Source organism: Labrys sp. KB_33_2, from assembly GCF_052114505.1.
Taxonomy (GTDB): Bacteria; Pseudomonadota; Alphaproteobacteria; order Rhizobiales; family Labraceae; genus Labrys.
Window position 1 is genome coordinate 75,307 of record NZ_JBFREW010000021.1, and the last position, 22,466, is coordinate 97,772.

At 63.8% G+C, this 22,466-nt stretch carries 14 protein-coding genes; 5 read left to right on the forward strand and 9 right to left on the reverse strand.

What is annotated here, in order from left to right:
* Window positions 1-95: 95 nt before the first annotated feature.
* From AB4037_RS29685 to AB4037_RS29700, 4 genes are all read right to left on the reverse strand, one after another.
* Window positions 96-746 (reverse strand): hypothetical protein, encoded by a 651-nt coding sequence (locus tag AB4037_RS29685; RefSeq protein ID WP_441773948.1) that lies wholly within the window; start codon window positions 744-746, stop codon window positions 96-98.
* Between the two features lie 99 nt (window positions 747-845).
* The gene (locus AB4037_RS29690; protein ID WP_441773949.1) at window positions 846-1,205 is read right to left on the reverse strand and encodes a hypothetical protein; all 360 of its coding nucleotides are present in this window, start codon (window positions 1,203-1,205) and stop codon (window positions 846-848) included.
* 69 nt (window positions 1,206-1,274) lie between these two features.
* Window positions 1,275-2,645, reverse strand: coding sequence for a sigma-54-dependent transcriptional regulator (locus AB4037_RS29695; RefSeq protein WP_441773950.1), 1,371 nt, complete (start codon window positions 2,643-2,645; stop codon window positions 1,275-1,277).
* Between the two features lie 85 nt (window positions 2,646-2,730).
* Window positions 2,731-4,560, reverse strand: a complete 1,830-nt coding sequence (locus tag AB4037_RS29700; protein ID WP_441773951.1) for a sensor histidine kinase — start codon at window positions 4,558-4,560, stop codon at window positions 2,731-2,733.
* Between the two features lie 246 nt (window positions 4,561-4,806).
* Here AB4037_RS29700 and AB4037_RS29705 point away from each other — a divergent pair, with 246 nt between their 5' ends.
* Complete coding sequence (locus AB4037_RS29705) at window positions 4,807-6,129, forward strand: dicarboxylate/amino acid:cation symporter (protein WP_434956743.1); 1,323 nt, start codon at window positions 4,807-4,809, stop codon at window positions 6,127-6,129.
* A gap of 95 nt (window positions 6,130-6,224) precedes the next feature.
* Here the strand turns inward: AB4037_RS29705 and AB4037_RS29710 are convergent, their stop codons facing one another.
* Window positions 6,225-7,283: a hypothetical protein gene (locus tag AB4037_RS29710; RefSeq protein WP_441773952.1), complete on the reverse strand. Its 1,059-nt coding sequence runs from the start codon at window positions 7,281-7,283 to the stop codon at window positions 6,225-6,227.
* Window positions 7,284-7,715: 432 nt separating this feature from the next.
* Between AB4037_RS29710 and AB4037_RS29715 the strand changes: the two genes are divergently transcribed.
* A complete protein-coding gene (locus tag AB4037_RS29715) occupies window positions 7,716-9,035 on the forward strand; it encodes an OmpP1/FadL family transporter (RefSeq protein ID WP_441773953.1) in 1,320 nt (439 codons plus the stop codon).
* Window positions 9,036-9,192: 157 nt separating this feature from the next.
* On the opposite strand, the gene AB4037_RS29720 is transcribed toward AB4037_RS29715, so the two are convergent.
* Together AB4037_RS29720 and AB4037_RS29725 are read right to left on the reverse strand one after the other, a co-directional pair.
* Window positions 9,193-10,041, reverse strand: a complete 849-nt coding sequence (locus tag AB4037_RS29720) for a fumarylacetoacetate hydrolase family protein (RefSeq protein ID WP_441773954.1) — start codon at window positions 10,039-10,041, stop codon at window positions 9,193-9,195.
* 511 nt (window positions 10,042-10,552) lie between these two features.
* Window positions 10,553-10,978, reverse strand: a complete 426-nt coding sequence (locus AB4037_RS29725) for a DUF2852 domain-containing protein (RefSeq protein ID WP_434956739.1) — start codon at window positions 10,976-10,978, stop codon at window positions 10,553-10,555.
* Window positions 10,979-11,216: 238 nt separating this feature from the next.
* Between AB4037_RS29725 and AB4037_RS29730 the strand changes: the two genes are divergently transcribed.
* From AB4037_RS29730 to AB4037_RS29740, 3 genes are all read left to right on the forward strand, one after another.
* The gene (locus tag AB4037_RS29730) at window positions 11,217-12,077 is read left to right on the forward strand and encodes an undecaprenyl-diphosphate phosphatase (RefSeq protein WP_441773955.1); all 861 of its coding nucleotides are present in this window, start codon (window positions 11,217-11,219) and stop codon (window positions 12,075-12,077) included.
* A gap of 298 nt (window positions 12,078-12,375) precedes the next feature.
* A complete protein-coding gene (locus AB4037_RS29735; protein WP_434956737.1) occupies window positions 12,376-13,191 on the forward strand; it encodes a UDP-2,3-diacylglucosamine diphosphatase in 816 nt (271 codons plus the stop codon).
* Between the two features lie 9 nt (window positions 13,192-13,200).
* Complete coding sequence (locus AB4037_RS29740; protein WP_441773956.1) at window positions 13,201-14,265, forward strand: glycosyltransferase family 4 protein; 1,065 nt, start codon at window positions 13,201-13,203, stop codon at window positions 14,263-14,265.
* Window positions 14,266-14,372: 107 nt separating this feature from the next.
* Here AB4037_RS29740 and AB4037_RS29745 read toward each other — a convergent pair whose 3' ends face one another.
* The gene (locus AB4037_RS29745; protein WP_441773957.1) at window positions 14,373-15,014 is read right to left on the reverse strand and encodes a LysE family translocator; all 642 of its coding nucleotides are present in this window, start codon (window positions 15,012-15,014) and stop codon (window positions 14,373-14,375) included.
* Between the two features lie 196 nt (window positions 15,015-15,210).
* On the reverse strand, window positions 15,211-22,197 hold the full coding sequence (locus AB4037_RS29750) for a hypothetical protein (protein WP_441773958.1): 6,987 nt from the start codon (window positions 22,195-22,197) through the stop codon (window positions 15,211-15,213).
* Between the last annotated feature and the right edge of the window lie 269 nt (window positions 22,198-22,466).

Sequence of the window (22,466 nt, forward strand, 5' to 3'; positions counted from 1 at the left end):
GATCCCATCGGTCGAGGCTTTTTGCTGTTGTTGATACTGGCAATGCCGTGGTCACCCGGACTGTGGGCCGAAACGGGAGTTGCGGCGCAGAAGGCTCAGCCTTGCCACTCGAAATCGGCGGTGACCGGCACGGCGTCCTCGCGATCCTGGCTCGCCTCGTAGCCCCGCACGCGCAGGAGCCCGATGGCCGGATTGGCCTCCACGGCCAGACGGGTGATGTCGTAGCGTAGCGGCGGCTTCACCCAGCCGAAGGGAGCGGTGCTCGCGCCAGCGAAGGAGGCGATCGAGGCGCGGCGCTCTGTGCTGTCCTGGCGCGTATCCTCATCCTCGTTTGCGCCCCAGTTCTTGGCTGTGGCGCCGTAATTCCAGGTATTGGCCGCGGTGCTCGGGCCAAGATGGGTGACGAAGTCGCGATGCTTGCGCTCGATCACGCAGGTCTGCCCGGCCGCCGGGCCGACAAGGGTGAAGATGGTCTCGGCCGCGATGGGGGCCTTTTCCAGCTCGCGCCGCGCCGTGTCGAAATCCGCCGCCGTTTCGAATACTTGGCGCAGCACATGCATCGGGGGCGGCAAGCCGCCGCCCAATGCAGCGAAATTCGGTAGGCCCATGCCGCCCCAGCCATCCGTCGACGGGCCCTTGTTGATGGAGGCGGCGAAGCGCCCCGGCGCCATGGCCGTGAGAACGCCGACGGCGCCGGGCCAGGTCACGTTGTAGAACTCGCCGGCGGGCCCGCGCTGCCGGACCACCTCGACATGTCGGCCTAGCCCATCGAGATTCCAGTCGAGAGTCCGCAGCAGATGAGCATGGCGCCCGTCCGGTGATGGAGCGGCCAGCGTGGTGCAGCCCTATTCATAGGAGGTGTTGAGCATATAGACACCACTCTCCTTCAGGAGCGCGGCAATGGCATCCAACTCGCCGACATAGGGAGAGCCGCTGGCGCGCAACCAGGAGCGCGCGGCCGAATCGATCCCCGAGGCGCCCCACCGCGCCGTTACGGGCAATGAGGCAAGACAGGTCTGCAACAATTTGCGCATGGTCTCGACGTGCGCCCGCGCATGTTCGACCGGCCCACCGTCGCGGGCATCGAAAAGCGGGATGTCGGGCAATCGTTCCGTTGCCTCCGCCGGCATGGCGGCAATACCCGCGATGCCGCACCCGATGCCAAATCCTGCTTTGAGAACGTCTCGGCGGTGGAACGGGGACATATGGAGGCGACTTCCTTTTCGAGCGCCGGACAGAAAGGTGGGACAGCAGGCGCTTGCACCTATCGTAACCTAAGTATCTCCCGCCTCGAAACTTGCGCGGTTGATGCCGTATTTCTGCAGCTTGTCGTAAAAGGTCTTGCGCGGGATGCCGAGGGTTTCCAGCGTGGTCCGCACGTCGCCTTTGTGCTTGGCGAGAGCCTCGCGGATCAACTCGGCCTCGTAGCGATCGAGGCGTTCGGGCAGGGAGGCGGTCTCGCCAGCCGGAGACGGCATAGCGGGTCGGCTGGCGGCCAGATCGATTTCGGCCAGGCCCAGCGCCACCCTTTCGGCGAAATGCACGATCTCGCGCACATTGCCCGGCCAGTCATGGCTGGCGAGGTGCTGGCGCATGGCCGGCGTCAGCATCGGCGCCTCGCGCTGGAAGCGCCGGCAGGCCCGGTCGAGATAGACGGCGAACAGCAGGGGGACGTCCTCGCGCCGTTCGCGCAGTGGCGGCAGGCGCAAGGTCACCACATTGAGGCGATGGAACAGGTCCTCGCGGAAGCTTCCCCGGTGCGCGGGGGACCCGAGGTCGCTCTTAGCGGCGGCGACTACGCGCAGGTCGACCTGCCGGGCCGTGTTGGAGCCGAGCGGGGTGATCTCGCGCTGCTCCAAAACGCGCAGCAGGCGGGCCTGGGCGCTGAGCGGCATGCTCTCGATCTCGTCCAGGAACAGGGTGCCGCCGCTCGAATGCTCGATCAGGCCGACGCGCTTCTTCAACGCACCGGTGAAGGCGCCGCTCTCATGGCCGAACAGCTCGCTTTCCAGCACCGTCTCGGGCAGGGCGCCGCAATTGAGGGCGACCAGGCGCCCGCTACGCCGGCGGCCGAGATGATGGAGCTGGTCGGCCACCAATTCCTTGCCGGTACCGGTTTCGCCCACGATCATCACGTCGACATCGGCATCGGCCACGGCCCTCAGCGTTTCACGCAGGCGCTCCATCGCGGGGGCATCGCCGAGCAGAGGAGAGGGAGCGTGGGCCTCCTCCGCGGCCTGGCGCAGACGCCGGTTTTCCATCACCAGCGCCCGCTTTTCGGTGGCGCGCCTCACGCTCTGGATCAACCTGTCGGAGGCGAAGGGCTTGGGCAGGAAATCATAGGCTCCCTCGCGCATCGCCTCGACGGCGGTGGCGATGTCGCCATGGCCGGTGATCATGATCACGGGCAGGTCGGGATCGCGGGCGCGCAGCGTGCGGAACAACTCCATGCCGTCGATACGCGGCATGCGCAGATCGGTGATCACCACACCCGGAAAGCGTTCGTCGATGGCCTTGAGGGCTGCAACGGCGGATTCGAACAGGAAAGGCTCGAAACCGGCAAGCCGCAGCGTCTGCGCATTGGCTTCGCGCAGGACGGCGTCGTCGTCGACGAAAGCAACGGGTGGGGTCGAGCTGACACTCATGGCCCGTCCCTCGCCGAGAGAAGGCCCGCAATGATGGGGGGCGGAGGCCGAACGAAGTGGAATACCGAAGCGTTGCCCATGCCGTTCATCCTTCTTTCTCCGCGCGCTTCAGTGTCACCAGGAAGCGGCAGCCCTGGCCAGGCTGGCTTTCGACCTCAAGGCGGCCGCCGAATTCCTCCACGATATCCTTGGAAATCACCAGGCCGAGGCCAAGACCGCCAGGCTTGGTGGTGGTGAAGGGCGTGAATAGGGCGGCCGTCACCTCTGGTGCGAGTCCGGGGCCGTTGTCGGAGACGGAAAGCCGGACCAGCTCCCCTTCGCCGGTTATGCCGATATGGATAGCCTGGTCAGGTTGCTCTTCCATTGCTTCCAGGGCGTTCTGGAGGAGATTGACCAGCACCTGCTCGAGCCGCACGCGATTGGCTGCCACCTGCAGACCGTCCACAACCGGATCGACCTCGATCTCGGTGCCCTGGCGCCGAGCCCGGATGCCGACCAGCAAAAGCGCACCATCGAGCACGTCGCGCAGGGCGACGGGACCGATATCACCGCTGGCCTTGCGGGCGAAGCGGCGCAATTGCGCGATGATGTCGGCGATCTTCTCGGTCAGCCCGGCAATGGTCGCAAGGTTCTGGCGCGCCGGCACCGGTTCGCTGCGATCAAGAAAGATGGCGGCGTTGTCGGCGAAACTGCGTATGGCGGCGACCGGCTGGTTCACCTCATGGGCCAGGCCGGCCGTGATCTGGCCGAGCAAGGCGAGGCGGTTGGCCTGCGTGAGTTCGTCTCGCGCGGTTTGCAGCTTAGCCTCGACCTTGCGGCGTTCGTCGATCTCAGCGGAGAGGAGAGCGTTGCTCTGGCTGAGGTCGAGCGTGCGCGCCTCGACGCGATGCTCCAGTTCGATCTGGGCCTCGGTGAGTTCGGCGGTGCGCGCGATCGCGCGCTGGCGCCGGTGCAGGAGAATACCGAGCAGAACCAGCGTGGCGCCGACCAAGGCGAAGGTGATGGAGCGCAAGGTCGCGGCACCCGCGGCGAGGGCGCGCGCGGCCGGCTGGAGCAGGTGCAGCTGCCAATTCGTTGAAGGAACCTCGCTTACGCTGGCAAGATGCAGCCCGCTGCCGCGCAGGGAGACGAAGTCCGCGCCCGGCGTGGCCTGGCCGCGCCGGATCGGCAGTACGGCCAGTGGCGAGTCGCCGAATTGCAGCGAAGTGCGAATGTTTGCTGCTTCCTCGGCGGGGATTGAAGCCTGCGCCATGAAACGCCATTCCGGTTGGCTGGTCAGCAGCACGATGCCGCGAGGGTCGGTGACGTAGACGATGGCGCCTGAGCGATGCCAGTCCTCCTCGACCGAGAAGAACTCCACCTTGACCACGATCACGCCCTGCATGCTGCCCGGCCCTTCGATGCGGCGGGCGATGTAGAGGCCGGGGCGCTGACTGACCGTGCCGAGAGCGAAGTGCTCGGTGTCTCCCTTGGCCACTGCCTCGGTGAAATAGGGGCGGAAAGCGTAATTGGTTCCGACGAAACTGATGTCCTCTTTCCAGTTGGAAGAGGCGATCGCCAGGCCCGTGCGGTCGATCAGATAGATCACGGCCGAGCGCGCGCCGGCATTCAGGCTTTCGAGCTTGGCATTCATGGCGCCAATATGGGACGCATCCGGCGCGCTCAGGGTGGCGAGCACATCAGGATCACGCGACAGCACCAGGGAGAGCGTGCGCTGCTTTTCCAGTTCGCTGCGCAGCACGGCGATATCCAGCGTGGCGCTGCCGGCGGCCTGGGCCCTGAGCGCCTCGGCCGCCTGGCGCGTGCCGTAATTGCCGGCGAACCAGACGGCGAGCGCCAGGCTTACCAGGCTCAGGCCGGCGAAAATCAGCCATTCGATCCGTCGCCTCTGCCGTCTGTGTGTTGCTCCGCTCATCGGTCTCCTGCTGCCATCGTTCAAAGTCAAGCATGTGCGGAAATCCGCACATGGGCAAGGCCGCTGTGCGGACCTCCGCTCAGGGTGCTCTGGCGATGCCACTGGACGCGAACTATGAAATCAAGCAATATCAATAGCATAAGATCTTGGCACGAGACTTGCTGTCTATTGAGCAGCCGCTAGCAGAATGCGGCGTCGAGGAAACCTTTGGGCCAGGCCGCTTGCCAAGGCCCCACGGAGGAACAGATGATCTCCCTCAGCGAGATGCCCAAGGCGGAAGCTCCGCGCAAGCGCCCTTTCTATGCAAACCTCTACTTCCAGGTCCTTGTCGCGATCGCGCTGGGTATCCTGCTCGGTCATTTCTACCCCGATCTCGGCAAGTCTCTGAAGCCGCTGGGTGACGCCTTCATCAAGCTGGTGAAGATGGTGATCACCCCGGTGATCGCTCTCACCGTGATCACCGGCATTGCCGGCATGAGCGATCTCAAGAAGCTCGGCCGCGTCGTCGGCAAGGCCTTCATCTATTTTCTTACCTTCTCCACCCTGGCCCTGATCATCGGCCTGCTGGTCGGCAATATCGTGCAGCCGGGCGCGGGTCTGAACATCAATCCGGCCACGCTGGATCCCAAGGCGGTGGCGGATTATGCCGCCAAGGCGCACGACCAGACCATCACCGGCTTCCTGATGAACATCATCCCCAACAACCCGATCAGCGCGCTGGCGGGTGGGGACGTGTTGCAGGTGCTGTTCTTCTCGGTGGTGTTCGGTATTGCGCTGGCCCAGATCGGCAGTGCAGCCGAACCGCTGATGGTCGTGCTGAACTCGGTCTCGCGGGGCATGTTCCGGCTGGTCGCCATTCTGATGAAGGCCGCGCCCATCGGTGCCTTCGGCGCCATGGCCTTCACCATCGGCGCGTATGGCATCGGCTCGGTCGCCAATCTCCTGATGCTGATCGGCACCTTCTATCTGACCTCGCTGCTTTTCGTACTGGTCGTGTTGGGTACGGTCGCCTGGTATAACGGCTTCTCGATCCTCGCCTTGATCCGCTACATCAAGGAAGAACTGCTGCTGGTGCTCGGCACTTCCTCTTCCGAAGCAGCTCTCCCCAGCTTGATGGACAAGATGGAGCGGGCCGGCTGCCGCAAGTCGGTGGTGGGCATCGTCATTCCCACCGGCTATTCTTTCAACCTCGACGGCACCAACATCTACATGACCCTGGCGGCGCTGTTCATCGCGCAGGCCACCGGTATCCAGCTGAGCTGGGGCGACCAGATCCTGCTGCTCCTCGTTGCCATGCTGAGCTCGAAGGGCGCGGCCGGCATCACCGGCGCCGGCTTCATTACCCTGGCGGCGACGCTGGCCGTGGTGCCCGCCGTTCCGGTTGCCGGCATGGCGCTCATCCTCGGCATCGACCGCTTCATGTCCGAATGCCGCGCGCTCACCAACCTGGTCGGCAACGCCGTCGCCACCATCGTGGTGGCCCGCTGGGAGGGCGAACTCGACAAGGCCCAGCTCGCGGCCGCGCTGAGCGGTGACGACGTGCCGCAAACGGTGGCCGCCGCGGCCTGAGATTGCTCGACCGACAAGACAGGAAAGGGGCGGGCCGGTGGTCCGCCCTTTTTTATGACAAAGACGCTACGCGTTCGTTCGTCACGGGATGATCCTCAGACCTGCAATTCCAGGTCTGCCGTGATAGGGGTGGCGTCGCTGCGATCGAGTGTTGCTTCATAGCCGCGCACACGCAGGCTGCCCTGGCGAGCGTCGGCTTCGACGGCAAGGCGGGTGATGGCGTTGCGCAGGGGCGGCTCCACCCAGGCAAAGGGCGCCATGGCCCGGCCGGCATGGGCAGCGATCGCCAGGCGGCGGCTGGGACTGTCGCTTTCGGACAGCGCACCATTGTTCCAGCTGGGCGCGTTGGCCCAATCATTGGCGGCCGCCACTGGGCCGGACTGCGTGACGAAAGCCTCTGGTCTGCGTTCGATCACGCAAGTCTCGGCGGGCGAAAGGCCGGTCAGCGTGAAGATCGTCTCGGCGGCGATCGGTATGCGTTCCAGCAGGTCCCGCGCGGTGGCGAAATCGGGAGCCTCCTCGAAGGCGCGTCGGAGCAGGTGCATGGCGGGCATCAGGCCACGCCGCACACCGGACAGATCTGGCACGGTGGCGCCGCTGGCGCTTGCCGCGCCGGCCGGCGCTGGGCCCTTGTTGATCGAGGCCGCAAAGCGGCCTGGCGCCAAGGCCGTCAGCACGCCCACGGCGCCCGGCCAGGTCACATTGAGGAACTCACCAGCGGGACCACGCTGCCGCACGACTTCGACAAAACGGCCGAGGCCGTCAAAATCCCAATCGAGCGTCCGTAGCAGCCGGGCGCTGCGTCCGTCCGGCGCCGCCGCTGCCAGCGTGGTGCAGCCCCATTCATAGGCTGCGTTGATCAAGAAAGCGCCGGGCATCGGCAGGAGCGCGGCGATCGTCTCGATCTCGCCGACATAGGGCGAGGGGCTGGCGAGCAGCCAAGCGCGTGCCGCATGGTCGAGCAGATCCACCTCGCCATGGGCGGCGGCCGGGATCGAGACCAGACAGGATCGAAGCAAGCCCCGCATCGCTTCCGGGCGAGCCCGGGCATGGGCGACGGGACCGCCCTCGCGCGCGTCGAAAATCGGAATGGGTGCAAGCGTTGCCCGCTTGCTTTCCGGCAGGCCGGCGCGTGGGAAAGGGATGACGCTCATGGGCCCCCCTGAGAACGATCGCCGAAAGTATTCAGGCTTTCGCACGCATTGTCATCCGGCAATCTTGTTACCGGGCTTCAAAGCCCCGCGACCGCAAATAGAGCGGCCGCGGCCAGGCGGCGGTCGGGAGGATCTTGCATGGGTAAGGTTTTGTACCTGGTAAACCATGTCTCGATCTTGAGTTGACGTAAAAACCCACTGTTACAGGAACGCAACAACCTTGCTGAATTGAGACATCGGCGTGACAGAATCGCGATGAAACGGCGGCGTTGGCCGTTACGAAGGGGTCAATATTCTGGTACGAAGAATCATGAGTTCTAATGAGCCATCCGCAAGCAGTGCTTACTTGCTCGTGGTCTGACAAAAGCAAAAGGCGGCTGAGATTACACAGCCCGACCTGCCCTAACGGCGGGTAATGATATGGGGGAACGAATGCAAAGAAAGACCCAACTCGCATTCCTGCTCATGGCCGGCGTTTCGCTTACGGCGAGCCAGGCCTATGCCGGCTCCTTCGCCCTACGCGAGCAGAGCACTATTGGTCTTGGCCAGGGCTTTGCAGGTGTCGCGGCAGGATCGGGCGGTCTCAGCTCCATGTATTGGAACCCCGCCACGATGACCGCCATCCCCGGCTGGCAGTCCCAGTGGTCGGTGAGCGGCATTTTCCCTCAAGTCGACATCACGCCGACGACCGGAACGACCTTGCCTGGTAGGGCATCGTTTGGCGACATCGGCCAAGATGGCATAATCGCAGCGGGATATACCTCTTATCAGGTCAACGATCGGCTGTGGATCGGCCTTGCCACCAACACGCCTTTCGGCTTGGTCACCAAGGATCCCTATGGGTCGCCGGCTCAGACCTATGGGCGTAGCTCCAAGGTCATGTCTTTCGACATCAATCCGACCATCGCCTATAAGGTGACGGATTGGCTCTCGATCGGCCTCGGATTCCAGGCCATGTATTTCAAGACACGCCTCACATCAGCTCCAGCTCCGGGCGCATCCAGTGCTATCCTCAAAGGCGACAGCTGGGGGTACGGCCTGACAGCAGGTGTCATGATCACGCCCATGGAAGGAACGACCATCGGTATTGGCTATCGTTCTGCCGTAAAGCAGGATTTGGACGGCACCTTGGATTTTCCCAATGTTCCTGGTGCTCCTCCGGGAAGTGTATTGCCGCCTGGCCGCTACAAGATCAACGCGGATTTGACCCTTCCGGACCAGATCACAATCGGCATCCGGCAGACCGTGACGCCTGACCTTACGCTCTCAGCGGGCTTTGAATGGACGAAATGGAGCAATCTTGGCGTAATTCCGGTTATCGGAAAATCGAGTGTAGCGGCAGGCCAACAGGTCACCAGCTTGCCGTTTCAATATGACGATGGCTATTTTGCTTCCATCGGTGCGGAGTATTCTTGGAGCCCGGAACTGACGCTGCGCGCGGGCCTCGGCTATGAGTGGTCTCCGATTTCGGATCGCAATCGCGACGTGCGTCTGCCCGACAGCGATCGTATCCATGCGTCGGTTGGCCTTGGCTATAAGATCAACAACAAGCTATCGGTCGATTTTGCCTACTCGCACCTGTTTGCGGTGAACGGCGATATCAAGCTCGATCCCAACAATACGCATTGGAACCCGCGGGTACCGGTTCGCTTCTTTGGCAATGTCGACGCCTCGGTCGACATCGTCTCGGCCAGCTTGACCTATCGCTGGGATGATCCGAGCGAACCCAACCGGCCGGGTATCTTCAAGTAAGACACGGGTACGTCAATAAAAAGCCTTCGCGCAGGGTCCGACCGGCGCGAAGGCTTTTTTGCGTCGTGCTGCAGTTTACGGCTTTGACATCCCGGCGCCCTTCGTCTTGTCGGGCAGCGAAGGGCGCCGGGCATTTCTTCTAGCCGGTTGAAAAGTCTCAGGCGCTCCAGGCCACGGTGGTTTGGCGCTGATCGCCGAGCTTCTCGATGCCGAGCGTCATGACATTACCGGGCTTGAGGTAGCGTGGCGGCTTCATGCCCATGCCGACGCCCGGAGGCGTGCCGGTGGTGATGACGTCGCCGGGTTCCAGGATCAGGAACTGCGAAATGTAGTGCACGATGTGGGCGACACCGAAGATCATCGTCTTGGTCGAGCCGGTCTGCACACGCTGGCCGTCGACATCGAGCCACATCGAAAGGTTCTGCACGTCGCCGACCTCGTCGGGCGTGACCAGCCAGGGGCCGAGCGGACCGAAGGTCGGGCAGCCCTTGCCCTTCATCCATTGGCCGGAGCGCTCGATCTGATAGGCGCGCTCGGAGACGTCGTTGCAGACGGCATAGCCGGCGACGTAGGAGAGGGCATCCTTCTCCTCGACATAGGAAGCACGGCTGCCGATGATGATGGCAAGCTCCACTTCCCAGTCCGTCTTCTCCGAGCCGCGCGGAATGACGACATCGTCATTGGGGCCGACCACGCAGGACGGTGCCTTGTTGAACAGCACCGGCTCCTGGGGGATCGGCATGTTGCTCTCGGCGGCGTGGTCGGCATAGTTCAGGCCGACTGCGATGAAGTTGCCGGGCTGGCCGACGCAGGAGCCCAGGCGAGGATTGCCGGTGACTTCCGGCAGCGAGGCTGGCGAGAGAGCGGCGATCCGGGCCAAAGACTGTGGAGACAGGGCATCGCCCTTCCAATCGGCGATATGCGCCGACAAGTCCCTGATCTTGCCATCCGCATCGATCAGGCCGGGCTTTTCCGAGCCCGGCTTGCCATACCGTACCAGCTTCATAGTGGAGTCCTTTGGTCGAGAGCTGCAGCCCTTCGGGCTGTCCTTGAAATCATCGATCATGAAGGCCGGTCTGTATCGGGCGTGCACCCTCGACCAGCCGGGGCGGATCATGCCCGAACGAGGGGACCTATCGCAAGTATTGTCTGAGAAATGCGCGTGATTGTTTCACGGGTGCGCTGGCGTCTTGCCCACTCTTCCTTCTTCCAATGGTGCCCTTCCAAGAGCAGGCTTCCAGCCTATGAGCGCTAACTTTGGGTGGTGGCACCAGATTGGAGGGTCGATCTCCAGATCGACCATCTTGGAAATGTCGAGCCAGATAGAGGACAAAGGTGGTCGATCTCGCTCCATCAATTGATGGAGCTGTGGAGATCGACCCTCCACGCTACCTGCGCCTCCATTCGCAAAAGTTAGCGCCTATGGGTAAGATGCCTGCGCACCCGGCAATAAGAAAGCCCGCGCAGATCGAGCTGCGCGGGCCTCGTCATTATTCGTGGAAAGGACGCCTGGCCTATCAGGCGGAATGGCTGTCGCCGCCGTTGCGAGCGGTGTTGCGCTCGGCCATGAAGCGATCGAACTCTTCCTTGTCGCGGGCGCGGCGCAGATTGGTGACGAATTCGCCGAAGGCGCGGCCTTCTTCCTCGAGGCGTCGACGTTCCTCTTCCAGGCGTCGCAGCGTCTCGCGGCGATAGTCGTCGAAAGCGGCATTGCCCGTGGCTGACCAGCCATGGCCGGCATAGCTACGCTGATCGCGGCCGAAACCGGCGAATTCGGCCTTGGCTCGCTCGAAGCCCTCACGTACCTTTTCCCTAGGGAAACGGTCGCCCCAGATGAAATAGGCCAGCGCCGCCAGGCCAAGCGGCCACCAGATCAGAAACCCGGCGATCACCGCCACGACATGCAGCGGATGCCAGCGGCCACGTGTAGAACAAGAGGTCATTATCCTCTCCCATGTTGCAACCCAGCAATCGAGCAATTGGGGGTGGCGAGGGGCGGCTTCAAGGGTACAAGCCGAAGTTGTGTCCGATTTAATCTTGGCGATCGTCGCAGCAGCGACGGCCCCGTCCCATTCATTGCCTGGCAAATTCATTTGGCGGCGATGGTCTGCCGCAAAGTTGCCGCGATCGAAAGCTCTGTGGGAGTGCGTGCTGGGCCGGGCGCAATCCTTGAGGTGTGGAATGAGTGGCGCTTGCACCGAAGGCGTCGACACAGGCTTTATGACTTTGGGGGTGGCAAAGGTCGCTTTCCTCGGCGTCGTCCAGGGTATCACCGAGCTGATGCCGATTTCCTCGACGGCCCATATGAGACTGGTGCCGGCCCTTCTTGGTTGGCAGGATCCGGGATCAGCCTTCTCCGCGGCCATGCAACTTGCGGCCTTGTGCGCCGTGGTCAGCTATTTCTGGAGGGATATCCGATCGATCACCAGCGGATCGCTGGCGGCCGTGCGGACAGGGGATTGGATGTCGCCGAAATTTCGCCTGGCGGTGGGCGTGGTGCTGGGCACTATCCCGATCGTGGTGGCTGGCTTGCTGCTTGCACCACTTCTCAACCGGTGCGACAGCCCCTTGCGCGCCCTGCCGGTGATCGGTTTTGCCTGCCTTGTCATGGGCGGCCTGCTCGCCGCGGCGGAACTCATGGCCCGTCATGAGCGCAGGGTCGAAGACATGCGGTTGCGCGATGCCCTGATCGTCGGGCTTGCGCAGGTCGGCGCGCTGATCCCCGGTGTGTCCCGGTCCGGCTCGACCCTGACCGCCTCGCTGTTTCGCGGCTTCTCGCGGGAGGAGGCCGCGCGCTTTTCCTTCCTTCTCGGCATTCCCGCCATTGCCTTGGCCGGCCTGCACGAAATCACCACGCTTTTGCGGGCTCACCTCTCCACGGAGGGCTGGCTGATCTTGCTGGTCGGCCTGGTGGTCGGAACGATTTCGTCCTTCGCGGCCCTGTGGGGGCTGATGCGTATCCTCGAGCGCTTTTCGACCTGGCCTTTCACCATCTACCGCATCTTGCTCGGTGCCGTCGTGCTGTGGGTCGCCTATCACTAGAGTAGGGGGCGTTCATGAGTGAACGCTTGTTTGCTCTAGTTCTTTGTTTCGGAGCGTCTATGCCATTTGAGGTGATTCAGCCTCCGCGCAAGACGCCGTAAGAGAAAAGGGGACGAAAGAGCATCGATGTCCCATCGGACATATCGCCTGTCATAAAACCATGAACTGAATCGTGTTTGTGACAATCAGGATGCGTCGTCGATTTCGCTGATGTCTGCAGCAAAGCGCATCAAAGCAAGCGCTCTATGCTCTCTTGCTTGTTTCGACGATACGTTTTGGGCCGGTTGAGGATGGTGCCATGAACAGCGAAAGCGAAGGCACGCGCTATCGAGCGCTCTTTATCTCGGATGTGCATCTTGGGACGCGTGGTTGTCAGGCCGATATGCTGCTCGACTTCCTGCGCGCCTATGACGCCGAGACGATCTATCTGGTCGGCGACATTGTCGACGCCTGGCAGCTGAAAAGTGGTTGGTACTGGCCGCAGGCGCATAACGATGTGGTGCAGAAGCTGCTGCGCAAGGCCCGCAAGGGCGCGCGCATGGTCTATATTCCCGGTAATCACGACGAGTTCCTGCGTGATTTCCCCGGGCATCATTTCGGTGGCATCGAGGTGATCGAGCAGACAGTGCATGTGGCTGCTGACGGCAAGCGCTATCTGGTGATGCATGGCGATGCCTTCGACGTGGTGGTGCGCCACGCCAAGTGGCTGGCCTTGCTTGGCGACTGGGCCTATGTCACGGCCTTGGGTGTCAATACCTGGCTGAACGCCATTCGCCGGCGCCTCGGCCTATCCTATTGGTCGCTGTCCGCCTGGGCCAAGCTCAAGGTGAAGAACGCCGTCAGTTTCATCGGCCATTTCGAAGAGACCTTGGCCAAGGAAGCCAAGCGGCTGAACTGCGACGGGGTCATCTGCGGCCACATCCATCACGCCACGCTACGCGATCTCGATGGCGTCACCTACATCAACTCCGGCGATTGGGTCGAAAGCTGCACGGCTATCGTCGAGCATTTCGATGGTCGTTTCGAACTGGTGCGCTGGAGCGAACTCGTTCGTCAGGCCAACAAGCCGCCGGAACTCCAAGGCGAGACGCTGGTCCCTCAGCGTGCCGCCTGAGCCGGTCCCGTGAAGATCCTGATTGCCACCGACGCCTGGCGTCCGCAGGTCAACGGCGTTGTCCGGTCCCTGGAACAGACGGCTGCGGCAGCCTCGCGGCAGGGCGTTGAGATAGAATTCCTGGCGCCGGACCGCTTCTGGTCGGTGCCGATGCCCTCCTATCCGGAGATTCGTCTCGCCATGCCGCCGCTCGGCGCCATCGAAAGGCATATCGAGGCCGAGAAGCCGGACTATGTCCATATCGCCACCGAGGGGCCGATCGGCCTGCTCACCCGCCGGGTCTGCCTGAAGAAGGGCCGCCCCTTCACCACCAGCTATCACACCCGTTTTCCTGAATATCTCGCCGCACGTGTCCCGGTGCCGCTCGACTGGAGCTATCGTTGGATCCGGCGTTTCCACAATGCCGGAGCGGGTACCATGGTCTCCACCCCGGCCCTGGAGCGTGAACTGGCGGGTCGCGGCTTCAAGCGGCTGATGCGCTGGTCGCGAGGGGTCGATGCGGAATTGTACAGGCCCAGGCCCGTGCGCGTTTTCGACCTGCCCGGACCCATCTTCCTCTATGTCGGGCGGGTTGCGGTCGAGAAGAATATCGAGGCCTTTCTCGGTCTCAAGCTGCCTGGTTCGAAAGTGGTGGTGGGGAGCGGCCCGGCCTTCGAGATGCTGCGCTCACGCTATCCGGACGTGCACTTCGCCGGCATGCTGGAGGGAGAGGACCTGGCAAAGGCCTATGCTTCGGCGGATGTCTTCGTGTTTCCGAGCCTGACCGACACATTCGGCATCGTCCTGCTCGAAGCGATGGCCAGCGGCCTGCCGGTGGCAGCCTTTCCGGTGACGGGGCCGATCGACGTGATCAGCACCGGCAAAACGGGTATCCTCGACAACGACCTCGCTCTGGCGGCGCTGGCGTGTCTCGAGCTCAAGCCCGCCGATGCGCGTGCAGAGGCGCTGAAATATTCCTGGGACGCTTGCGCCCGCCAATTCGTCGCCAATGTGGTAGAGGCCTGCGGCCGGGCCAAGACCACGCCTGCGCCGTCCGGAGCTGTCAAGCAAGGGCAGACCAGGCTGCCGGCCTGATCCCAAGGCCGGTAATAACGGCCAGCATTGAGCTCGCAATGATGGGCCAGCAAGTCAAATTCAATGCAGATTGGTCGCGGCCACGACCCCATCCGAATCGCAACAGCTCATACCCGCGACAGCAGCAGGCGGATACCGGCGAAGCCGAAGAACAGCGCCAGCGTGGCTTCGATCCAGCGCCGCGCCCTCTGATAGAGGCGAACCATGGGCCGGGCGGAAAAGATCAGGGCATAACCGCCGAAGGTGGTCAGTCCGATCACCGCACAGCCGGCGATGATCGCCAAGGCTGTATGCCCAGGGGCGTCCGACTTGAGGCCGAGCGACATGATGGCGATCCAGGCAAGGATCGACTTCGGATTGGTCAGATGCAGCATCAGGCCACGCCAATAGAGCTGGCGATAATCGATCGGGCCGTGTTCTTGCCTTGCCTCGTCCTGGCCGGCCTTGAGGGCGGAACGAGCCGATTTGATCGCCAGATAGAGGAGATAGAGGCCGCCGCCGATCTTGATGGCGGTGAGGGCATTGGCATAGGTGGCGAGAAGGGTGGAAACACCGGTGGCCGCCAGCACGGCCCAGATCATCGAGCCCGTCATGATGCCGGCCGCCAGTATCAGCGCCGGCAGGCGCCCCTGTCCCATGGCCACGCCCATGATGGCCATGTTGCTCGGACCGGGGCTGGCTACCGCGATGGTGTAGACCATGTAGACGGCGAGCAAGGCATGGAATTGATGAAACAGGGCGTCAGCCATCGGGAACGTCTCACTGAAACGCCAGGCTTTTGGCGGGTTGGCAAATAATTGACTGACAATAGCGGTACAAGGCTTCCGCGCAAGCGCGGGTTCGGCGCGGCAGCAATGTCGTCGGCCCAAGGAAAAAGGCCCCGAAAACTCGGGGCCTTTTTCATTCTCAACCAAACGGTCGCGGACTGCCTGTTTGCGGCGGTGCTCAGGTGAGCTTGCCGGCCGCATGCGCCAGGATTGTATAGACCTTGCCGGAATCGGCGGTGAGATAGGTCCTTGCCATGTTGCCGCTGCGGTCCTCGCGGTCCACTTCGGCAATGAGCTGCTCGAACTCCTGGACATAGCGGTCCACCGTCGCCTGGAACTCCGCATCGCGGCGATAGCGCCGGCGGATTTCCTCGAAGGCCTGCTGGCCCTGCAGTGTGTAGAGCCGGCGCGAGAAGGCGTTGCGCTCGCCGCGACGGTAGCGATCCCAGACCTCGGCGACAGCGTCATGTTCGACCATCTTGGCGATGTCGACCGAGAGCGTGTCGAGGGAGGATGCCATGACCGCCGGCGTGTTGGCCTGGGGGGCCGCTTCGGGCTCGTCACGCGAGGCGCGCGCCAGCACTTCCGAGAGCCAGCCAGTGCCGCGCCGCTCGCCTCGCGAGGCAGGTGCTGCCACGGCGGTTCCGCGAGCCGGAGCAGCCGGCTTCAGGTCGGGCACCGGGGGCAGCGTGCCGGCGCGCGGCATTTCCGTCCGGCGGGCAGAGGTTTCGGGTGTCACCTCGGCGCGCTCGCGCAACCGGAGCGGGGCAGGGATCGGCCGGTCCGTCGGCTCGGCTATATCGAGCGAGCGGCTGGAGCGGCTGACGATATCGGCGAGGTCGTTCAGGGCCTGGATCTGCTCGGCCACGACGCGGCGCATGGTGGCGGTGGAGTCCGACGTCTCCTTCGGGATCTCCAGCAGGCCGCGCTTGAGCTCGGAGCGGGTGGCTTCCAGCTCCTGCTTCACGGTCTGGGTCATGCCACGCATCTCCTGGGCCACTTCGGCAAAACGCTCGGTGGCGTTGCCGAACAGGCCGGAGATTTCCTGCACTGCCTGCTCATAGGTCGACTTGAGGGCGGTGGAGGTGCGATCGCGCTCCTTGCCGGTAGTGGCACGGATGAGTTCGAACTGATCCGCAATGGCCTGCGCCGTGGTGTTGGCGTTATCGGCGAGCAGGCCACTGGTCTGGCGCGCCTTGCTTTCGGCATTGGCGAGCTTTTCCTCGATCACCTCGGCGAAGGATTTCATCATCGCTTCCATTGCCTCGACCTTGCCGCCCACAGTGGTGACCAGGGCCTCCAGGGTGGCGCGACGTTCATCGAGAGCCTGGTCGACACGCGTCTGCGTATCGGTCAGGACTGCAGCGGCGCTGGTGAGGTGATTGCTTTGTTCCTCCAGGCGGTCGGCCATGGTGCCGACATCGCTGATGACGTGAGAGGCAAGGTCGCGCAGCGTCGAGACCTGATCGCCGACACGATCGGTCGCGCCGCTGGTCTGATCGGCCAGGCTCAGCATGGTCGACTGGAAATCGCGCATGCGATCGGCCAGGCCTCCCTCGATGGCATCAAGTGCCTTGGTGGAACTGTCGAGTGACTCGTGCAGGGCGGTGTTGGTGCCGGCGACCCGATCCAGCAGTCCGCTGATTTCCTCACGCAGTCGTGCCTGCAGCGAGCCGAGGTCACCGATCGCCTGGCTGGCCTTGGTTTCGATGGAGGAGGAGAGGGCCAGCGAAGAGGCCTCCAGCGCCTGGCTCAGTTCGGAACGCTTGGTCGAGAGGGCCTCGACCAGGTCGCCGCCCTTCTTGCCGATCAGGTCGGCAAGCTCTCCTGCCCGCTCGTCGAGCGCCTTGGCCACCGTCTGGGCGATATCGCCGAGTTCGCTGGACATGCTGGTGCTGCGCGTGGACAGCGTCTCGACCAGGAACTGGCCGCGCTCGTCGAGAATCCTGGCGATCTCGCCGGAGCGGGCGCCCAGCAGGCTGGCGAGGGCGCTGGTCTTGTCACGCAACTGGGTGCTGACATCGCCCGAGATCTGGTTCAGCGTGTCGATCAACTGCTGACCACGCTCGCTGAGCAGGCCTGCCATGGCGTTGGTGCGGGTATCGAGCAAGGCATTGATCTCGTCCGCACGCTCGCCCAGCTTGGCGCTGACGTCGCCGGACAGGCGGCTGAGCGTCGCGTCGACAGAGGCGACATTCTGCAGGAGATCGACCGAGACGTTCTGTACTCTCTCGCTGAGCGTGTCGGCGATATGCAGTCCGCGCGAGTCGAGGGCGTCCGAGAGATCGGCGAGGCGGCCGAGAACGTCCTGCTCGAAGCGGGTGATCCGCGAGTCGAGGGCATGCGCGATGTCGTCGGCACGCGTGCTGAGGGCGCGATCGATTTCGCTGACCTTGCTGGACAGCGTGTCCGCGATGGCGGTGGTCTTGCTGTCGAACTGGGCTGCGATCTCGGCGGCCTTGACCGTCAGGTCATTGCTCATCAGCGAAGAGCGGCTGTCGATATGCGAGGTCAGGTCCTCTGCGCGAGCGCTAAGTGTTTCGGTCAGATCGGTACCCTTGTTGCCGAGCGCCACGACGATGTCGTCAGCGCGGCGTGACAGGGTGTCGGTGATCGTGGCGCTGCGGCCGTCGATGAGCGAGGTGATCTCGCGGGCCCGCCCGTCGAGCAGGGTGCCGATCGCCTGGGTCCGCTCGTCGATGAGGGTGCTGATCTGCGTGGCGCGGCCCCCCAGCAACTCGTCGATGGCACTGCTTCGGCCATCCAGGAGATCGCTGATCTGGGAAGCACGGTTGTCGAGCACGCTGCCGATAGCGGCGGCGCGGCCGTCGAGCAGGTCGCTGGCCTCGCGGGCCTTGGCTTCCAGCGTGGCACCGACTTCCTTGCCGCCTTCGCCAAGCAGCTTGGCGAGTTCGAGCGTACGGGTCGCCAGGGTCTCGTTGAGCGACCGGGCCCGGCTGTCCAGGCCCTGATCGATCCGGGCGAGGCGGCCTTCGATAGTCTGGGCGACGTCGCTCGCCTTGGTGGTCAGGCGGTCATCCAAATCGGCCAGTTGCCCATCGAGCGCCGCCAGCTTTTCTTCCAGCGTATGTGCGACGGAGGCCGTGTGGGTGCCGAAACGCGCATCGAAAGCCTCGAGCTTGCCGCCGAGCAGTTCGGCTGCATGGGCCGTGTGGCCCTGCACTTGATCGGTAAGGCGGGTGCCGTGCAGGCGGATAGAACTCTCGAAGCCGAGCAGCTTCTGGGCGAGGTCGTCGCTGAGAGCCCGGGAATCGTCGCCGATACGGGCGGCGAGGGCATGGCCGCGGTTGCTGACGATATCGTCGAGCTCGGCGATCTGGCGTTCCAATGACTGGTTCACCTCGCCGATGCGCTGGCTCATGCCTTGCTCGAAGACCTTGAGCTGATTGTCCAGCGTGGCGTGGATGGTGGTCGCGTTCGACTGGAACTTGGTCTCGAAGGTGCTGAGCTTGTCGGCAATCGCGCCATGGATGACGTCGGTATTGGCCGCGACCTGCGCCTGCAGCGTAACCAGGCGCTCGTCGAGCGCATCCTGCAAGGCGGAGGAGTTGTTGAGGAAGTGCGTCTCGAACGAGCCGAAGCGCTGGTCGAGCGAGGAGCGCACCAGGGCCGTGTTGCTGGCGAAGCGCATCTCGAAGGCGGCCAGACTGTCGTCGAGCGCGGCCTGGGTGTTCTGCACATCGCCGTTGAAGCGGCTCTGGAAGTCGCCGAGACGGGCGGCGAGATCGGCCTGGTTGGCTTGTAGCGTATCGCTGAAGCTGGCCTGGAAGTCGCTGATCCGGTTCTCGAAATTCGAGGCCGCCGTCGAGGCCATCAACTGGAAGCGACGCTCGAAATCGTTCAGGCGGGTATCGAGCAAGGCATGGGCATCATTGGCGCTGCCGGCGAAATACTGCTCGAACTGGCTGAGGCGATTGTCGATCACGCCATGCGCATTCTCGGCGCTGGCGCCGAAGCGTTCTTCGAATTCGCCGAGGCGCTTGTCGAGAGCGGACTGAGCACCATTGGCACTGGAGCCGAAACGCAGTTCGAACTCGCCCAGTCGCTTGTCGACCGAGGCCTGGACCTGGTCCGCGCTGGCGCCGAAACGCTGCTCGAATTCGCCGATACGCTGCTCGATCGCAGCCTGCGCCTGATCGGTGCTGGCGCCGAAGCGCTGTTCGAAGCCACCCAGTTCGCGGCTGAGCGTTGCCTGGATGTCGCGTGCGCTGGAGCCGAAACGCTTCTCGAACTCGCCCAGATGCTGGTTGAGTGTGGTCTCGATCCCCTGGGCGCCAGAGCCGAAGCGTAGCTCGAACTCGCTCATGCGCTGGGCGAGGGCTGTCTGGATATCGCCGGCGCCCGACATGAAGCGCTGCTCGAAATCGCCCAGACGCTGCGAAAGGGTGCTCTGGATGTCCCCCGCACCCGACACGAAGCGTTGCTCGAAATCGCCGAGGCGCTGGCTGAGGGCGGCATGGATGTCGTCGGCACCGGCGCCGAAGCGTTGCTCGAACTCGCCCAGACGCTGGTTGAGCGTGGTGTGGATATCCTCGGCACCGGCGCTGAAGCGCTGCTCGAATTCGCCGAGGCGTTGGCTGAGCGAAGCGTGGATGCTGTCGGCACCCGAGCCGAAACGCCTCTCGAAATCGCCCAGACGCTGATTGAGCGTGGTGTGGATATCCTCGGCACCGGCGCTGAAACGCTCCTCGAACTCACCGAGGCGCTGGCTGAGCGAGGCGTGGATGCTGTCGGCACCCGAGCCGAAACGCTTCTCGAAATCGCCGAGACGCTGGTTGAGCGAAGCGTGGATATCTTCGGCATTGGTGCCGAAGCGCTGCTCGAAATCGCCGAGGCGCTGGCTGAGGGCGCCATGCGCCTGCTCGGCATTGGCGTTGAAGCGCTGCTCGAAGCCCTTGAGCGTGTCGTCGAGGCCTGAACGGTTGTTCTGGATATTGGTGGCGAATCGCACCTCGAACTCGCCCAGACGCCGGTCGAGATCGGCATGGGCGAGGGTGGAAAGCGATTTGAAACGATGCTCGAACTCGGACATGCGGGTGTCGAGCCCGGTATGGATGGTGCCGGCGCTTTCGGCGAAGCGGGCGTCGAAGCCCTTGAGCGTGTCGTCGAGGGCCGAATGCACCTTCTGGGCATGGTCGAGGCTGCGCGTCTCCAGGCCCGACAGGCGCTCGTCGAGGCGCGAATGCAGGCCGTCGGCGATCTCCTGGCTGCGCTTCTCATGGTTGTCGAGACGTTCGGCCAGAGCCTTGCCGAAGGCATTGGTCTGGGTTTCGACGGTGTTCTCGAGCCGCGATACGCCGAAATTGATCTGCGAGACGGCGGCGGCGCTGCGCTCGCCGATGACGCGGGTCAGCGTGTCGCCGCCAATGGCGAGAATGCCGGAGGCGTCGCGAGCAGCTGTGCTGATGCGGGTGGAAAGCTGCGTGCCTTCCTCTTCCAGCACGGCCTGCAGGCGCTGTGCGGACGCGGCGACCGCGACCTCGGTTTCGGTGCTGCGTTTTTCGATATTGGCCACGATGGCCTGGCCCGTCGCCGCCAGCCGGCGATCGATGTCGCCGCCGCCGACCACGATGGATTCGTGGATGCGCTCGCCGGTCTGGGTGAGCCGGTCGGCAAGGTCGCCGCCACGCGTCGTGATGATCTCGGCGATCTGGGTGGCCGTGTTCTCGAGCTTGCCGGCGACATCCATGCCGCGGCTCTGCAGGTCGCCGAGAATAGCGTCGCCCGTCGAGCGCAGCGTGCTGTTGACGTCGGCCACGGAGCCGATGATCTGCTCGACCATCTTGGCGCCGGTGTCACGGATGGAACTGACCACCACGTCGGTGCCCTCGGCGAAGGCATTGGTCAGGCCGGACCCGGTGCGCACCAGCGTGTCGTTCACCGCGGTGCCGCGTTCGACGATATCGTCGACGATGCGCTGGCTGCTGGTGGTCAGGGTCTCGTTGAGCTCCAGGGCGCGCGAGGAGAGCGTGCTGCTGATCTCGTTGGCGCGGGTGGCGAAGTTCTCGTTGACCTGGTTGGAGGTCGATGTGAGGTGTTCGGTGATCTCGGAGACGCGGCGGTTGAGCTGTTCCGTCACCTGCTCGGACGAGCTCGACAGCGACTTGTTGACGTCCTGGGCGGTCGTCGTCATGCGGTCGATCAGCGAATTGCCGCGATCGGCCATGGCGCCGACCATATGATCGCCAACCTTGGCGAGTTCCGAGGTAAGCTGGCTGCCGCGCTCGCCGAAAGAGCGCATAACCTGCAGGCCGGCCTCGGAGACCTCTGAGGAGATGCGGCCGGCAACCGAGCCGAGCGCCAGGGTCAGGTCGTCATGCGCGACGACGATCGCCGAACGCACCCGGTCGGCATTGCCGACGATGGCTTCGCGCTGGGTCGAGAGATCCTCCACCAGCGAGCGAATGCGCTGTTCGCTCTCCGTATAGGAGCGCTCGAGCATCGAGACCTCGTTGTGCACCATGATCTCGAGTTCGCTGGCGCGGGCAAGAGCGCGATCGATGCCGTCGCCCATGGCCGCGACCTCGCGGCGAATGGCCTGGCCGACGGAGGTGACGGCCTCTGCTGCGGCACCTTCAGGCTCCGCCAGGCGCAGGGCGACCTGCGTCATCGACCGGGTGACGAAACGCATTTCCTGAGCGCGCCAGACCAGGCCCGCCACGGCAAAGAAGAAGAAGGGCGGCAACACCACGGCCAGAATGCCGAGAGCCAGGCCGGGGTTGGCCTGATAGGTCGAGGTCTGGAACAGGTTTGACGCCGTGAGGTTGCCGAGGAGGCTAAGCAGCAGGGCGCCACCGGCGAGCCAGGCAGCGGAGAGGGCGAGAGCGGTCCAATAAGGCATGCGCGAAGGGCGGCGCTGGAGAGCCTGCAGCAATTGGCCGACATTGGCGCGGTCATCATTGGCGGGCGAGCGAGGTTCGCGGGCGAGCGGGCGGTCGGCAGGCTTGTCTTCGGTGCGAGGCGCAGCGGCAGGCGGCTCCTGTGGCTCGGGCTCCACCTCGAAGTTGAAGCCCTCGTCGGCCTTGGGAAGCTGCGCGGGTTCCTTGTCGGGCGTTTGTGAAGCAGCTGTGCTCAGATTGAGTGCTTCCTCGATTGCAGACAGGGCGGCGTCCGCCGGATCCTGCATCTTCGATTTGTTCGCCATAATCCGCCTCACGCTACTCAATTCAACGCCGCCCGCCTGGGATCCGGACGACCCCAGGCAGAATTCGCTGCACCTGTTTCAGCCCCCCATTTCAGGCGAAATGGGTTTCGCATCGGTCCGCCTATGCGAAGGACAATGCTGCCAGCTTGAAATCCTATCCTGCACGGAGGGGAATGGGAACCGCTTCGGCACGCTTTCCAGCAGCATCGTTAACGACTTTTTTACCACGTCGAAATCGCGCGAAAATGAGGCAAATTCGAGATTTTACC

Bases quoted from the DNA above. Each gene is read 5' to 3' on its own strand.
- AB4037_RS29690 (WP_441773949.1), bottom strand. From the start codon at position 1,205: ATGTCCCCGTTCCACCGCCGAGACGTTCTCAAAGCAGGATTTGGCATC.
- AB4037_RS29695 (WP_441773950.1), bottom strand. From the start codon at position 2,645: ATGAGTGTCAGCTCGACCCCACCCGTTGCTTTCGTCGACGACGACGCC.
- AB4037_RS29700 (WP_441773951.1), bottom strand. From the start codon at position 4,560: ATGAGCGGAGCAACACACAGACGGCAGAGGCGACGGATCGAATGGCTG.
- AB4037_RS29705 (WP_434956743.1), top strand. From the start codon at position 4,807: ATGATCTCCCTCAGCGAGATGCCCAAGGCGGAAGCTCCGCGCAAGCGC.
- AB4037_RS29710 (WP_441773952.1), bottom strand. From the start codon at position 7,283: ATGAGCGTCATCCCTTTCCCACGCGCCGGCCTGCCGGAAAGCAAGCGG.
- AB4037_RS29715 (WP_441773953.1), top strand. From the start codon at position 7,716: ATGCAAAGAAAGACCCAACTCGCATTCCTGCTCATGGCCGGCGTTTCG.
- AB4037_RS29720 (WP_441773954.1), bottom strand. From the start codon at position 10,041: ATGAAGCTGGTACGGTATGGCAAGCCGGGCTCGGAAAAGCCCGGCCTG.
- AB4037_RS29725 (WP_434956739.1), bottom strand. From the start codon at position 10,978: ATGACCTCTTGTTCTACACGTGGCCGCTGGCATCCGCTGCATGTCGTG.
- AB4037_RS29730 (WP_441773955.1), top strand. From the start codon at position 11,217: ATGAGTGGCGCTTGCACCGAAGGCGTCGACACAGGCTTTATGACTTTG.
- AB4037_RS29735 (WP_434956737.1), top strand. From the start codon at position 12,376: ATGAACAGCGAAAGCGAAGGCACGCGCTATCGAGCGCTCTTTATCTCG.
- AB4037_RS29745 (WP_441773957.1), bottom strand. From the start codon at position 15,014: ATGGCTGACGCCCTGTTTCATCAATTCCATGCCTTGCTCGCCGTCTAC.
- AB4037_RS29750 (WP_441773958.1), bottom strand. From the start codon at position 22,197: ATGGCGAACAAATCGAAGATGCAGGATCCGGCGGACGCCGCCCTGTCT.